This window comes from Pseudomonas frederiksbergensis (assembly GCF_001952935.1).
Taxonomy (GTDB): Bacteria; Pseudomonadota; Gammaproteobacteria; order Pseudomonadales; family Pseudomonadaceae; genus Aquipseudomonas; species Aquipseudomonas frederiksbergensis.
On record NZ_CP018319.1, the window covers coordinates 3,240,223 to 3,254,390 of the forward strand.

Consider the following 14,168-nt stretch of genomic DNA (forward strand, 5'->3'; position numbering starts at 1 on the left):
GCTGTGACGCAGAGCGTCACGGGATGCATTCCCACGCGGAGCGTGGGAACGATCATCAGACTGTCTTGGCCATCCGGCTCGCGATCAGTGCCCAGCCAAACAACAACACGCAAACAATGATCAGCGGCCACGAACGCCATTCCAGATAAGGCGTCAGGTTGTGCATGGGCACCACTTCACCGTACAAAATCCCACGTTCGAACTGAGGAATCTGCACAGTGATCTGGCCGAACGGGTTGATCAGGCCGGTCACGCCGTTGTTGGTGGCGCGGATCATCCAGCGACCAGCCTCCAGCGCGCGCATCTGCGCCATCTGTAAATGTTGCAGCGGGCCGATGGACGTGCCGAACCAGGTGTCATTACTGATGGTCAGCAGCAGATCGCTGCGCGCCGCAAGGCTGGCGGCGAATTCCGGGTAAACCACTTCGTAGCAGATGAACGGCGCAATCTGATAGCCCTTGGCTTGCAGCATCGCCTGATCGGCGGGGCCGCGGGCAAAGTCCGACATCGGCAGGTCGAAGAAGGCGATCAGCCCGCGCAGCACGTCCTGCAACGGAACGTATTCGCCAAACGGCACCAGCTTCTGTTTGAGGTAAGTGCCATCGCCTTCGCCCACGACGGTGATGCCGTTGTAGAAACGCTTCTGGTGATGGACTTCCTCGCGAATCGGTACACCGGTAATCAGCGCGGATTTACGCTCTGCGGCGAAGCTCCCCATCATGTTCAGGTAGCCCTCGGCGGACTCCTTGAGCACCGGGATGGCCGTTTCCGGCCAGATCAGCAAGTCGACCGGTTTGGAGCTGAAACTCATGTCACGGTACAGCGCCAACTGCGCGTTGAGCTGCGTCGGATCCCACTTCATGCTCTGTTCGATGTTGCCCTGAATCGCTGCGACAGTCAGTGGTGCACCCGCCGGGGTTGTCCAGGCGTGTTCCTTGAGCGCCATGCCGGCCACCCAAGGGCCAATCAGCAGCAACACACCTGCGGCGATAAAGCCTTTGCGGCCGGTGCGCAGCAGGCGCAATGCGTTATAGATCAGCGCTGCCGTCAGGGCCAGGGTGAAGGAAATCAGCCACATCCCGCCCAGCGGTGCGAGCCCGGCCAACGGGCCGTCGAGCTGACTGTAGCCGGAATAAAGCCAGGGGAAACCGGTCAGGAACCAGCCGCGAAAGGCTTCCTGGCCGACCCACAACGCCGCAAACGCCAGGGCGTCGGCCAGCGGCGCTTCGTTACGGCGCAGCCAGCGCGTCCAGATCCAGGCCGGCAGGGCGAAGAACCAGGCAATTGCCGCCGTGAAGATCAGCATCAGGAAACCGGCCAGCAGCACCGAAGCGCCGCCGAAGTGGTGAATGCTGTAGTAGATCCAACTGGTGCCAGCGCCAAACAGGCCGAAACCGAAACACCAGCCACGGCCCAGGGCCTGACGTGGGTTCAGTTCGCGCAAGCCGGCATAAAAGAAACCGACCGCCAGCAACGCCAACGGCCAGATATCGAACGGCGCCAGGGCCAGGGTGGTGATTGCACCGGCCACCACGGCCAGCAGGTTACCGGGCCAGCCGGGGCGGGTCAGACGATGCATTTCAATCCTTAGAATTACCGGGCGATAGGTGACAGGCGCAGCAGGTGAATCCGACGGCTGTCGGCGTTCAGGATGCGGAAGCGATAGGGGCCGATTTCAGTGATTTCGTTGCGTTTTGGCAGGTGCCCGAACGCGCTCATCACCAGACCGCCGACCGTGTCGAATTCGTCATCGGAGAATTGGCTGTCGAAGAATTCGTTGAAATTCTCGATCGGCGTCAGGGCCTTGATCAGGAAGTCACCGCTGGGCAGCGGCTTGATGTAGCTGTCTTCTTCGACGTCATGCTCGTCTTCGATGTCGCCGACGATCTGTTCCAGCACGTCTTCGATGGTCACCAGGCCCGCCACGCCGCCGTATTCGTCGATGACGATGGCCATGTGGTTGTGGTTGGCGCGGAACTCGCGCAGCAGCACATTCAGACGCTTGGACTCGGGCACGAAAGTGGCCGGGCGCAGCAAGTCCTTGATGTTGAAGCTGTCGCCGTTCTCCTTGAGGATCAACGGCAGCAAATCCTTGGCCAGCAACACGCCCATCACGTCATCGTGGCTTTCGCCGATCACCGGGTAGCGGGAGTGGGCCGAGTCGACCACGGCAGGCAGGAACTCGCGGGGTGTCTGGGTCGCCTTGATGCTGATCATCTGCGAGCGCGGGACCATGATGTCCCGTACTTGCAGGTCAGCCACCTGGATAGCGCCTTCGACGATGGCCAGCGCTTCGCTGTCCAGCAACTTGTTTTGGTGGGCATCGCGCAGCAGCTCCAGCAGCTCCTGGCGGTTCTTCGGCTCGTGGGCAAAAGCCTGGGTGAGCTTACCCAGCCATGACTTTTGCCCGTTGCTCGATCGATCTTCGCTCATAGCGATTACTCTGAATCCTTTGTTGTAACGATAGGGGATGTGTCTGTTTCGTCGTCCGCATACGGGTCGGGATAGCCCAACTCTGCAAGCAACGTTCGTTCCAGTGCTTCCATTTCTTCGGCTTCCTCGTCATCGATATGGTCGTAACCAAGCAGATGCAGGCAGCCGTGAATGACCAGGTGAGCCCAATGGGCCTTGAGTGCCTTGCCTTGTTCGGTTGCTTCGCGCTCGACCACCGCCACGCAGATCACCAGATCGCCCAATAGCGGGATATCCAGAAATTCGTCGGGCACATCGGCGGGAAACGACAAGACGTTAGTGGCGTAATCCTTTTGCCGCCAGGTGTGGTTCAGTTCGCGACCTTCCGCTTCATCGACCAAGCGAATGGTCATTTCGGAGTCGGCTGTGCGCTGGCGCAGCGCCAGTTCGCACCATTGGCGGAACTCGGCTTCGCTGGGCGCAGGCGCTTCGGTAGCCAGTTGCAGATCAAGCTCAAGCATCGTGGCGATTGTCCTTGGACGAGACCTTCGCCGGTTCGTCGGCCACGCGATTCTCGAAGCGCTCGTAGGCTTCGACGATGCGCTGCACCAGTGGATGGCGCACGACGTCTTTGGGCATGAAATGGGTGAAGCTGATGCCCGGTACGTCCTTGAGCACTTCGATCACATGGTGCAGCCCGGACTTGGTGCCTTTCGGCAGGTCGACCTGGGTGATATCACCGGTGATGACGGCGGTAGAGCCGAAGCCGATCCGGGTCAGGAACATTTTCATTTGCTCGACGGTGGTGTTCTGGCTTTCGTCGAGGATGATGAAACTGTTGTTCAAGGTGCGACCGCGCATGTAGGCCAGTGGCGCAACTTCGATCACCTGACGCTCGATCAGCTTGGCCACGTATTCGAAGCCGAGCATTTCGTAGAGTGCGTCGTAGAGCGGGCGCAGGTACGGGTCGATCTTCTGCGACAGGTCGCCGGGCAGGAAACCAAGCTTTTCGCCTGCTTCAACCGCCGGTCGTACCAGCAGGATGCGGCGAATCTGCTCGCGTTCCAGTGCGTCTACCGCGCAGGCAACGGCCAGATAGGTCTTGCCGGTACCGGCCGGGCCGATGCCGAAGTTGATGTCGTTACCGAGGATTTCCTTCACATAGCGCAACTGATTCAAGCCGCGAGGGCGAATCATGCCTTTTTTGGTGCGCAGGGCGACGGAAGGTTCGGAGGGGGAGACGTTGTCCAGCTCTTCGACGGCCGATTCCTGCAGGAACAGGTGAACCATGTCCGGCGACAGCTCGGTACCCTTGGTTTCCCGGTACAGGCGGCGCAGGAGGTTTTCCGCGGAGGTGGTGTGCTTGGGCTCGCCGATCAGTTCGAACTGGTCTCCGCGGTTGCGGATCTCGATATTCAGGCGCTGTTCGATCAAGCGCAGATGCTCGTCGAATTGCCCGCACAGATTGGCGAAGCGGCGAGCTTCAAAAGGCTCGAGGATAAAACGATGTGGTTCTATGGGTGCGTTCAAGGTCGTATTTAGCCGCCCTGGGGCAATTAAGATGAAATCAAGGATAACGCCAGAGGCCTGGGTGCGAAAGGCCTTATACAGACCAAGTTGATTCCTGCGCCTGGCGCGGTCTTTGTGGGAGCGGGCTTGCTCGCGAAGAGGGAGTGTCAGGCGACATTAATGTAGCTGACACATCGCCTTCGCGAGCAAGCCCGCTCCCACACTGATCGGCGGTGTTATTGGATCAGCGAACCCCGCAGCGAGTGCGGTTGTGCGGCATCGATATGCACATCGGCGAACTGCCCGATCAACGTCGGATTGTCGCAGCGGAAGTTGACGATGCGATTATTCTCGGTCCGGCCTTGCAGTTCACCGGGGTCTTTTTTCGAATAATCGGTGACCAGAATCCGCTGAATGGAGCCCACCATTTGTCGGCTGATCTCGAAACCTTGCTGGTTCAGGCGATGTTGCAGGGCGTTCAGGCGTTCTTTTTTCAGCGCTTCCGGCGTTTCGTCGGCCAGATCGGCAGCCGGAGTGCCCGGGCGTTGGCTATAGACGAACGAGTAGGAGAAGTCGAAACCGACGTCTTCAATCAGCTTCATGGTCTGTTCGAAGTCTTTTTCGGTCTCGCCCGGGAAGCCGACGATGAAGTCCGAGCTGATGCAAATCCCCGGTACGGCAGCACGCAGCTTGCGCAGTTTGGATTTGTATTCCAGCGCGGTGTGGTTGCGCTTCATCGCCGCCAGGATTCGGTCCGAGCCCGATTGCACCGGCAAGTGCAGGTGTTTGACCAGTTCCGGCACGTCGGCGTGGGCCTGGATCAGGCTATCGGAGAATTCCAGTGGGTGTGAGGTGGTGTAGCGGATGCGATCAATGCCATCGACGGCGGCGACGACGCGGATCAGTTCGGCCAAGTCAGCCAAACGACCGTCATGAGTGGTCCCGCGGTAGCCATTGACGTTCTGCCCGAGCAGGGTCACTTCACGCACGCCGTTTTCAGCCAGGTGGATGATCTCGGCGATCACGTCGTCGAAAGGTCGGCTGACTTCTTCGCCGCGGGTGTAGGGCACCACGCAGAAAGTGCAGTACTTGCTGCAGCCTTCCATGACCGACACGTAGGCGCTTGGGCCATCGATGCGCGGCTCGGGCAAGTGGTCGAATTTTTCGATTTCCGGAAACGAGACGTCGACTTGCGGCAGCTTGGTCGCGCGGGCGGCGTCGATCATTTCCGGCAGGCGGTGCAGGGTCTGCGGGCCGAACACCACATCGACGTACGGCGCACGATCGCGGATGGCCGCGCCTTCCTGGCTGGCCACGCAACCGCCAACGGCAATCACCATGTCCGGGTTGGCCAGTTTCAGTTCGCGCCAGCGGCCGAGTTGGGAATACACCCGGTCCTGGGCACGTTCGCGGATCGAGCAGGTATTGAGCAGGATCACGTCGGCATCTTCAGCGCGAGCGGTGACTTCCAGGGCCTGATGTTCGCCCAGCAGATCGACCATGCGCGAGCTGTCGTACTCGTTCATCTGGCAACCGTGGGTTTCGATGTAAAGCTTCTTGGCCATGGACAGAGTCATCACGTGATTCAAAGAACCGCGCATTATAGGGAACATGTTCCAAGGTTCCTACCGTTGCGCGTCCGGCGGCTATGCTATAGTTCGCGCCCTCATTTTTATCCCCCGATGTGTTGCTCGCCCACCATGACCAAACGTGAAGCTCCAATCTACAAGGTGATTTTCCTCAACCAGGGCCAGGTGTACGAAATGTATGCCAAACAGATCTATCAAAGTGATCTGTGGGGCTTCCTGGAAGTTGAAGAGTTCGTCTTTGGCGAGCGCACGCAAGTGGTCGTCGATCCGAGCGAAGAGAAGCTCAAGGCTCAGTTCGAAGGCGTTGTGCGCAGCTTTGTGCCGATGCATTCGATCGTGCGGATCGACGAGGTCGAGCGCCTCGGTACACCGAAAATCAGCGAAGCCCGCGGCGCGGTCGGCAATGTCATGCCGTTTCCGATGCCGATGCCTGAGAAGTAAGCCTCAAGACCGAGTCGCCCCCATTCGCGAGCAAGCCCGCTCCCACATTTGATTTGTGTATGACGCAGATCAAATGTGGGAGCGGGCTTGCTCGCGAAGGGGCCGGAAAGATCGAAGCAGAATTTTAAGGAAGTGGCGAGAACGGCGTACGCCCATCGGCGCTTTGCAATTCCATCAGATACTTGCGGAAGATTTGCCCCAGCACCTGGGTAGCGACTTCCAGTTCTTCGCGGGGCATTTTCTCGGCGACTTCGTCGGCAGTGTCCAACGCTTCTTCGGCGCCATTGACCGCCGCCATTTTCAGCACGATATACGCCTGGACGTTGTTGGCCGGTACGCCTTCGCCGTGGAAGAACATGGAGCCGAGTTTGAATTGCGCCTGAGCATGGCCTTGCAACGAGGCTTTTTCGAAGTAGCCCAGGGCTTTTTTGAGGTCGCGCGGCGTATTTGTGCCGTCGTAGTAGAACTCGCCCAACTCGTATTGCGCCTGCGCATCCCCTTCATCCGACGCTTTCTGGCAGGCGGCGAGCGCCTGTGCCAGGTCTTGCGGCTGAGTATTGAGGGTGCAACGACCCATCGCTGGGATTAACAACGAGTTGCCGCCTGCTTGTGCGAGCGCGAGCAGGGGCTGAAGGAGCAACAGGCAGCCCAGTGCAAGGGCGCGGCCGGTGCGGTTCATGGGAATCGACTTACCTCTGAGGGGCGCGCGGACCCGTCGAGGGATCCAATAAGCGCGCATTATGAAATAAGCAGGGCCAACCTTACAAAGTCTTTACTCGTTTTTCTGCTGCGCGGGGAATATATCGGCCACTTTGCCGAGTATTTGAGCAGAAGCGCAGGAATAAGGACGGGAGTGCAGGTGAAAGCTGACGCTGGCAACTGCCAGCGTCAGCGGCACAGCGTTATTTCAATGCAGCAAATGCGCGTTCGGCAGCATCCAGCGTCAGTTTCAGCTCGGTTTCGCCGTGGGCAATCGAGGTGAAGCCGGCTTCGAAGGCGCTCGGCGCCAGGTACACGCCGCCTTCAAGCATCAAGTGGAAGAAGCGTCCGAACAGGGCGGCGTCGCTGTCCATCACGTCATCGAAGGTCACGATGTCGTCGGCGCCGCTGAAGTACAGACCGAACATGCCGCCGGCCTGTGTGGTCACGAACGGTATGCCCGCGGCATCCGCGCGCTGTTGCAGGCCATCGAGCAGGCGACTGGTGTAGTCAGTCAACTCTGCGTGGAAGCCCGGGCGGCTGATCAGGCGCAAGGTCGTCAGGCCGGCAGCCATGGCCAACGGGTTACCCGACAAGGTACCCGCCTGATAGACCGGGCCCAAGGGTGCGATGTGCGACATGATTTCGCGCTTGCCGCCGAAGCAGCCAACCGGCATGCCGCCACCGATGATTTTGCCGAAGGTGGTCAGGTCTGGCGTCACGCCGTAGTGGGCTTGTGCACCACCAAGGGCGACACGGAAACCGGTCATCACTTCGTCGAAAATCAGCACCACGCCATGCTTGTCGCACAGGGTGCGCAGGCCCTCGAGGAAACCTGGTGCCGGCGGTACGCAGTTCATGTTGCCGGCCACGGGCTCGACGATGATGCAGGCCACTTCCTGGCCGACTTCGGTGAGCATGGTTTCTACCGCGTCGATGTCGTTGAACGGCAGGGTCAGGGTGTGTTTGGCGAAAGCCGCCGGCACACCGGCCGAACTCGGCACGCCTTGGGTCAGGGCGCCAGAGCCGGCCTTGACCAGCAGGCTGTCGGAGTGACCGTGGTAGCAGCCTTCGAATTTGATGATGCTGTCGCGGCCGGTGAAACCACGGGCCAGACGAATCGCGCTCATGGTGGCTTCGGTGCCGGAGCTGACCATGCGCACCATTTCCATCGATGGCACGATCGAGCAGACCAGGTCCGCCATCTGGGTTTCCATCTCGGTCGGTGCGCCGTAGGACAATCCGTGCTCAAGCTGTTTGCGCACGGCGTCCAGCACATCCGGGTGGCTGTGGCCGAGAATCATCGGCCCCCAGGAGCCCACGTAATCCACATAACGCTTGTTGTCTTCGTCGGTGACGTAGGCGCCTTCCGCGTGTTTGAAGAACAACGGCGTGCCGCCAACGCTTTTAAACGCACGAACAGGCGAGTTCACGCCACCGGGAATGTGTTTCTGGGCATTGGCAAACAGGGTTTCGGAACGAGACATGATCGGGCTCTCAAATCAGATTTTCAGTAATTCGTTAAAGGCGCGGGCGCGGCGTGTCACTTCCGCCGTGCTCTCGGCGCCAAACAGGCCGTTGACTACCGCCAGCAGATCGACCCCGTGGGCCACCAGTGGCGCGGCGTTTTCCAGGGTGATGCCGCCAATCGCGCAGATCGGCAGGTGCAGTTTGCTGCGGGCCTGGTCGAGCAGTTCGAGGCTGCAAGTGGGGGCGCCGGGTTTGGTATTGGAGTTGAAGAAGCGACCGAAGGCGACGTAACTGGCGCCTTCCTTGGCCGCTTGTTCGGCGAGTTCGAGTTGCGCGTGGCAGGTCGAACCGATGATCGCCTGGCGACCGAGCAATGCGCGGGCCGGGGTCAGCGGGCCGTCGGTCTGGCCCAGGTGCACGCCGACGTTCAGGCGCGCAGCGAGTTCGGCATCGTCATTGATAATCAGCTGGGTCTTGTAGCGTTCACACAGATCGCGCAGGGCTTGGGCCTCGCGCAGACGGCGGGCCTCGTCGTTGCTCTTGTCGCGGTATTGCAGCAGGGTGACGCCGCCTTCCAGCGCCGCCTCCACGTACGAAAGAAATTTACCGGCCAGCAGTTGGCTGTCGGTAATGGCGTACAGGCCACGTAGCTTCATCGGACAATCCTTTTTGCTTTACGCAGGGACAGTTACGAACAGAAATCCAGCGGCAGGCGGCGCGGCACGAACTGGCCTTTGCCCAACTGCTCCGCATCACGCAGGGTGCGCCACGTGTAGTTAAGCGCGGTCTGCACGGCACTGGCGAGATTTTCACCGAGGGCCAGACGACCGGCCAAGGCACTGGCCAGCGTGCAACCGGAACCGTGATAACTGCCGGGCAAGCGCTGGCAAGTGAAGGTTTCGCGGTGACCGTCGCGGCTATACAGGCGATTGTGGATTTCGTGTTCATCGCCATGGCCGCCAGTGATCAGCAGGTGTTTGACGAATGGCAGGAGTTTTTCCGCGCACTCGTCCGCGGTGCCTTCGGGCAGTTCGGCGAGGATGCGGGCTTCGGGAAGGTTTGGGGTGGCGATGATCGACAGAGGCAGCAGGCGTTCGCGCATGGCGTAGCCGACTTCGTCCTTGCCCAGTCGTCCGCCGCCGCCGGCGCGCAGCACCGGGTCGCAGACCACCGGCAAATGCGGGTGCGCCGAGAGCAGTTCGACCACGGTGTCGACCATTTTCAGGGAGCCGAGCATGCCCAGTTTCACCGCCGCGACTTCGGAATCGTTGAGCACGGCATTGGCCTGGGCCAACACCCACTCACGGTCGAGGACGCGGAAGTCAGTGACGTTGACCGTGTCTTGCACGGTCAGGGCGGTGACGGCCGGGGCCGCATGACAACCCTGAGCGAGCAGGGCTTCGATATCTGCCTGCAAGCCGGCGCCACCACTTGGGTCGTGGCCGGAGAGACAGAGGACAACGGGGCGAGAGCTGTAGATATTCATGGTGCGCGAGCTTACCACCAAACATCTTTTTTCGGGTGGAGTGGCCGCCAGGTTTGCCGATACATTGTGGCGAGGGGGCTTGCCCCCGTTGGGTGCGGAGCGCCCCCTTTGCATTCGATAAGGAACACCGCGTCATCAGGTTTACGACTGCTGCGCAGCCGAACGGGGTGATGCGGCATTCCGACAAGCCCCTCGCCACAGAAGTTCGGCATTGTCACAAACTGACCGGTGAAATAGCTCTAGCTCAATGTGTGTGGCTGGAACGCCCGTGCTAGAGCCTTTGTAGGAAAAATTACAATGGTGTTCAATGGCCACCAACGGCTATGCTAGAGTGGATCCAAACCAATAACAGGTAATGCCGGTTTTACGTCTACTCAAAAGGAATGAGGGGCTTCCTTGGATAACCGGACAGGCCACGCTGGGGCTTAAATGCGCTATTTGCTGATGATGCTGTTGTGCTTGCCCCTTATGGCGAGTGCAGTCGAATTCGACGAGTTCACTCAAAGCCTTCCCCTGGGCCGAACCCTGCAAGTGTTCGAAGACGCGGGCGGTCAGGCGAGCATCGCCGATGTCCGCGCACAAGCCGCGGCCGGAAACTTCAAACCCCATGACAAAGCCACCCTCAACGCCGGTTACTCGCGTTCAGTGTTCTGGCTGAAAATCGACCTGCATTACCGCCCGAACAACCCCGCGGTGCAACGCACCTGGTTGCTGGAGCTGGCCTATCCGCCCCTTGATCACATTGATCTCTATTTGCCCGATGCGGCCGGTGGCTATCAATTGGCACGTCAGACCGGTGATGCCTTGCCGTTCGACAGTCGCGAGATCCGTCAGAACAACTATTTGTTCGATCTGAACTTCACCCCTGATCAAGAGCAAACCCTGTACCTGCGCCTGCAAAGTGAAGGGTCGATCCAGGCGCCGGTCACCCTATGGTCGAGCACTGCCTACCTGGAAGAGCAGCCGGTCCGACTGTATGTACTGGGGCTGATCTACGGCGTGTTGCTGGGAATGCTGGTGTACAACCTGTTCATCTATCTCAGCGTGCGCGATACCAGCTACCTCTATTACATCTTCTATATCGCCTCGTTCGGCTTGTATCAGCTGTCGGTCAACGGCGCGGCCGTGGAGTATTTCTGGCCGAACAATCCCTGGTGGGCCAACGCGGCGACGCCTTTTTTCATCGGTTGTGCAGGGCTGTTCGGCAGCCAGTTCGCGCGCAGTTTCTTGCAGACGGCGACCCACAGTCGTTGGCTCGACCGCATCCTGCTGGCGTTGATTGCGTTTAGCGCAGTCGTGGTCGGGTTGTCGTTGATGACCAGTTACGCCATGGCCCTGCGCCTGGCGACGACGCTGGCACTGATCTTCACCGTGGTGATTTTTGCCGCAGGGATTTTCGCCTGGCTGCGTGGCCTGCGAGTGGCGCGTTATTTCATTATTGCCTGGTCGGCGTTTTTACTCGGAGGCGTCGTCAACACCCTGATGGTGCTGGGTTACCTGCCGAACGTGTTCCTGACCATGTACTCCAGCCAGATCGGCTCGGCGATTGAAGTGGCGCTGCTGTCCCTGGCGCTGGCCGATCGCATCAACGCCATGCGCGAGCAACAGGCACAGACCCTGTTCGATGCCGGTCAAACGCTTGAAGTGCTCAACCAGCAATTGGCTCACAGCAACAAGCTCAAGGACGAATTCCTCGCCACCCTGACCCACGAACTACGCACGCCCATGAACGGTGTAATCGGCTCGCTTGAGCTGATGCAGACCGTCGAGATGGACCCGGAGCTGGAGCAATACCAGCAAACGGCCGCCGGTTCCGCGCGAGACATGATGCGCATGGTCAACGGCATCCTCACCCTGACGGAGTTGCAGGCCGGCAAGCTCAAGACCTATCCGGCCGTTTTCAGTTTGCGCGGCGTGATCGAGGCTTTGCGCCTGCAATTCGAGGGCAACGCGTCGAGCAAGTCGCTGGACTTCAAAGTCGAGGTCTCGCCGGGGCTGCCGGATCGCTTGCACGGCGACAGCGCCAAATTGGCGCAATGCCTGGAATGCCTGCTGGATAACGCGATCAAGTTCACGCGGATCGGCGGACTGGCGCTGCGGGTGACGGGTAAACCCGCGGCGCCCGACCGATTCGCGCTGTCCTTTGCAGTGATCGACACCGGCATCGGCTTCACCGATCTGGGAGAGGCGACACTGTATCAGCGGTTCTTCCAGCTCGATGGCTCGATGACCCGTGAATACGGCGGCCTGGGCGTCGGCCTGGCGATCTGTCGGCAATTGGTCGAACTGCTCGGTGGAAAACTCACCCACCGCTCCGAACCTGGTCGTGGCAGCCGCTTCCAGCTCGACGTCGAGTTCGAACTGCCCGTGGTGGAGCGGCCGCCAGCGCCCCTGATGAACCGGGAATTTCCGCGCCTGCGACTGCCTCAGGACTGCACCGTCCTGCTGGTCGATGACAACAGCATCAACCAGTTGGTGATGCGCGGCATGTTGCTCAAGCTTGGGTTCCGGGTGCGCAGCACCGACAACGGGGCTGCCGCGCTCGATCACTTGCAGCGCGAAACCTTCGATGCGGTATTGCTCGATTGCCAGCTTCCACCGCTGGACGGCACCTCCCTCTGTTGCCAGATTCGCGCGTTGCCGGGCTGCGCCGAACTGCCGGTGTTCGTGATTGCCTTGAGCATTGATCGGGAACATTGCCCGACCGGTGCCTTGATCGACTATCTGAATAAACCGGTGAAGTTCGAGGACTTGCAGGCAGCGCTCTATCGCCGGGTGCTGTGTCCAAGGCAGGGCGAAAGCGCCGACAGTTAGGCAGATATGACACTTTGTTCGGCCGGGGGGCGGTGCTTAACTGAAGTTCCTTGGCTGACCAAAGGAGCCCCGTCATGAACCTGCATCAGTTCGCCGAAACCCACGAAGTCACCAACCAGCCACCGTCGCTGGACGGCGCCAACCTCTATCGCATCGACCTGCCGTTGCAGGAGTGGTCGCGGCGTTTCGGGGCCGGGTGGGCCGAGTCGCGGATCGACGCTTACGGCGCCCTGGCCGGTGGGCCGCTGATGGAAGCAGGGTTCCTGGCCAATCAAAACAAGCCGGTTTTCAGCAGTCATGACCGTTACGGCCATCGCATCGACCTGGTTGAATTTCACCCGGCGTATCACGAACTGATGCGCACGGCGGTCGAGCACGGTTTGACTTCGTTGCCCTGGGCGCATCCACAGCCCGGTGCCCACGTCGCCCGCGCTGCCATGACCTACCTGCACAGCCAGGCCGAGGCCGGCAGTGGTTGCCCGCTGACCATGACTTTCGCCAGCGTCCCGGCAATGCGCCTGCAAGCGGACCTTGCGGAGCAATGGCTGCCGAAAATCCTCTCCACCGAATACGACCCGCGCAACGTCGGCATGGCCCACAAGGCCGGGGTCACCATCGGCATGGCGATGACCGAGAAACAGGGCGGCACCGACGTGCGGGCCAATACCACCAAGGCTTTTCCGGTCGGGGTCAGTGGTCCGGGCCAGGCGTATGAACTGGTGGGCCACAAGTGGTTCTGTTCGGCCCCGATGTGCGATGCCTTTCTCACCCTGGCTCAGACTGACAAGGGGCTGACCTGTTTTCTGCTGCCGCGCCATCGCCCGGACGACACGCGCAATCAGTTCTACATACAGCGCTTGAAGAACAAGCTCGGCAATTGCTCCAACGCATCCAGCGAAGTGGAGTTCCGTGGTGCGCTGGCGTGGATGGTCGGCGAGGAGGGCCGGGGTGTTCCGACCATCATCGAAATGGTCGCCATGACCCGCTTCGATTGCATGGTCGGTTCCAGTTCGCTGATGCGCCAGGCCCTGACCCAGGCCAGCCATCACTGCGCTCACCGCAAGGTCGGCGGCAAATTGCTTAGCGAACAACCCTTGATGCAAAACGTACTGGCTGACCTGGCCCTGGAAAGCGAAGCTGCTCTGGCCTTGAGCCTGCGCATGGGCCGGGCGCTGGATCATCTGGATGACGAGCACGAAGCCAAATTCGCTCGGCTGGTCACGGCGGTGGGCAAGTACTGGATCTGCAAACGTGCGCCCGGAATGATCAACGAAGCTGCCGAATGCATGGGCGGCGCCGGTTATGTCGAAGACAGCATCCTGCCGCGGTTGTACCGTGAAGCACCGGTCAATTCGACATGGGAAGGTTCCGGCAACGTGCAATGCCTCGACGTATTGCGAGCGTTGTCCAAGGAACCGGGCGTGCTCGACGTATTGTTTGGCGAATTGGGCGATGGCCATGGCGACAAGCGCCTGGCCGCACACATCACTCAATTGCAGGCAGCGTTCAAGGACACCGGCGACATTCAATATCGTGCGCGGCAGCTCACCGAAGACATCGCCTTGGGCCTTCAGGCCAAGCTCTTGCTGGAGGCGGGCAATGCGGCGGTCAGTGATGCCTTCATCGCCAGCCGCCTCGGTTCCGCCGGTCGGGTGTATGGGGCATTGCCGCGCGGGCTGGAAGTGGAGGCGATTGTCGCCCGCTCGACACCTCAGGGATTTTGACCACGCTCGCGTGAACGACACTGA

At 60.3% G+C, this 14,168-nt stretch carries 12 protein-coding genes; 3 read left to right on the plus strand and 9 right to left on the minus strand.

From position 1 onward, the window contains the following. Positions 1–55 precede the first annotated feature (55 nt). From lnt to miaB, 5 genes are all read right to left on the minus strand, one after another. On the minus strand, positions 56–1,579 hold the full coding sequence (gene lnt / locus PFAS1_RS15000) for an apolipoprotein N-acyltransferase (protein WP_076029636.1): 1,524 nt from the start codon (positions 1,577–1,579) through the stop codon (positions 56–58). Between the two features lie 14 nt (positions 1,580–1,593). Then, positions 1,594–2,433 (minus strand): HlyC/CorC family transporter, encoded by an 840-nt coding sequence (locus PFAS1_RS15005; protein ID WP_074871170.1) that lies wholly within the window; start codon positions 2,431–2,433, stop codon positions 1,594–1,596. A 5-nt stretch (positions 2,434–2,438) separates the two neighbouring features. Next, a complete protein-coding gene (ybeY, locus tag PFAS1_RS15010) occupies positions 2,439–2,933 on the minus strand; it encodes an rRNA maturation RNase YbeY (protein WP_074871169.1) in 495 nt (164 codons plus the stop codon). Then, on the minus strand, positions 2,926–3,942 hold the full coding sequence (locus tag PFAS1_RS15015) for a PhoH family protein (protein ID WP_076029637.1): 1,017 nt from the start codon (positions 3,940–3,942) through the stop codon (positions 2,926–2,928). The genes ybeY and PFAS1_RS15015 overlap by 8 nt, the downstream gene beginning before the upstream one ends. Before the next feature lie 215 nt (positions 3,943–4,157). After that, positions 4,158–5,486 (minus strand): tRNA (N6-isopentenyl adenosine(37)-C2)-methylthiotransferase MiaB, encoded by a 1,329-nt coding sequence (gene miaB, locus PFAS1_RS15020; RefSeq protein ID WP_033053447.1) that lies wholly within the window; start codon positions 5,484–5,486, stop codon positions 4,158–4,160. A 135-nt stretch (positions 5,487–5,621) separates the two neighbouring features. Here miaB and PFAS1_RS15025 point away from each other — a divergent pair, with 135 nt between their 5' ends. Continuing rightward, on the plus strand, positions 5,622–5,951 hold the full coding sequence (locus PFAS1_RS15025; RefSeq protein ID WP_007894425.1) for a DUF1820 family protein: 330 nt from the start codon (positions 5,622–5,624) through the stop codon (positions 5,949–5,951). A gap of 124 nt (positions 5,952–6,075) precedes the next feature. Here the strand turns inward: PFAS1_RS15025 and PFAS1_RS15030 are convergent, their stop codons facing one another. From PFAS1_RS15030 to PFAS1_RS15045, 4 genes are all read right to left on the minus strand, one after another. Further along, positions 6,076–6,630 (minus strand): tetratricopeptide repeat protein, encoded by a 555-nt coding sequence (locus PFAS1_RS15030; protein WP_074871163.1) that lies wholly within the window; start codon positions 6,628–6,630, stop codon positions 6,076–6,078. Positions 6,631–6,853: 223 nt separating this feature from the next. Then, on the minus strand, positions 6,854–8,137 hold the full coding sequence (gene hemL / locus PFAS1_RS15035; RefSeq protein ID WP_076029638.1) for a glutamate-1-semialdehyde 2,1-aminomutase: 1,284 nt from the start codon (positions 8,135–8,137) through the stop codon (positions 6,854–6,856). A 15-nt stretch (positions 8,138–8,152) separates the two neighbouring features. Further along, positions 8,153–8,776 (minus strand): thiamine phosphate synthase, encoded by a 624-nt coding sequence (gene thiE / locus PFAS1_RS15040; protein ID WP_076029639.1) that lies wholly within the window; start codon positions 8,774–8,776, stop codon positions 8,153–8,155. Between the two features lie 32 nt (positions 8,777–8,808). Beyond that, positions 8,809–9,606 carry a hydroxymethylpyrimidine/phosphomethylpyrimidine kinase gene (locus PFAS1_RS15045; protein ID WP_076029640.1) on the minus strand — a complete coding sequence of 266 codons (798 nt, stop codon included), beginning with the start codon at positions 9,604–9,606 and terminating at the stop codon, positions 8,809–8,811. A gap of 429 nt (positions 9,607–10,035) precedes the next feature. Between PFAS1_RS15045 and PFAS1_RS15050 the strand changes: the two genes are divergently transcribed. Both PFAS1_RS15050 and PFAS1_RS15055 read left to right on the plus strand, forming a co-directional pair. After that, the gene (locus PFAS1_RS15050; RefSeq protein ID WP_076029641.1) at positions 10,036–12,420 is read left to right on the plus strand and encodes a hybrid sensor histidine kinase/response regulator; all 2,385 of its coding nucleotides are present in this window, start codon (positions 10,036–10,038) and stop codon (positions 12,418–12,420) included. A gap of 74 nt (positions 12,421–12,494) precedes the next feature. Beyond that, positions 12,495–14,144, plus strand: a complete 1,650-nt coding sequence (locus PFAS1_RS15055) for an acyl-CoA dehydrogenase family protein (RefSeq protein WP_076029642.1) — start codon at positions 12,495–12,497, stop codon at positions 14,142–14,144. Positions 14,145–14,168: the final 24 nt, after the last annotated feature.

Bases quoted from the DNA above. Each gene is read 5' to 3' on its own strand.
- lnt (WP_076029636.1), bottom strand. From the start codon at position 1,579: ATGCATCGTCTGACCCGCCCCGGCTGGCCCGGTAACCTGCTGGCCGTG.
- PFAS1_RS15005 (WP_074871170.1), bottom strand. From the start codon at position 2,433: ATGAGCGAAGATCGATCGAGCAACGGGCAAAAGTCATGGCTGGGTAAG.
- ybeY (WP_074871169.1), bottom strand. From the start codon at position 2,933: ATGCTTGAGCTTGATCTGCAACTGGCTACCGAAGCGCCTGCGCCCAGC.
- miaB (WP_033053447.1), bottom strand. From the start codon at position 5,486: ATGGCCAAGAAGCTTTACATCGAAACCCACGGTTGCCAGATGAACGAG.
- PFAS1_RS15025 (WP_007894425.1), top strand. From the start codon at position 5,622: ATGACCAAACGTGAAGCTCCAATCTACAAGGTGATTTTCCTCAACCAG.
- PFAS1_RS15030 (WP_074871163.1), bottom strand. From the start codon at position 6,630: ATGAACCGCACCGGCCGCGCCCTTGCACTGGGCTGCCTGTTGCTCCTT.
- hemL (WP_076029638.1), bottom strand. From the start codon at position 8,137: ATGTCTCGTTCCGAAACCCTGTTTGCCAATGCCCAGAAACACATTCCC.
- thiE (WP_076029639.1), bottom strand. From the start codon at position 8,776: ATGAAGCTACGTGGCCTGTACGCCATTACCGACAGCCAACTGCTGGCC.
- PFAS1_RS15045 (WP_076029640.1), bottom strand. From the start codon at position 9,606: ATGAATATCTACAGCTCTCGCCCCGTTGTCCTCTGTCTCTCCGGCCAC.
- PFAS1_RS15050 (WP_076029641.1), top strand. From the start codon at position 10,036: ATGCGCTATTTGCTGATGATGCTGTTGTGCTTGCCCCTTATGGCGAGT.
- PFAS1_RS15055 (WP_076029642.1), top strand. From the start codon at position 12,495: ATGAACCTGCATCAGTTCGCCGAAACCCACGAAGTCACCAACCAGCCA.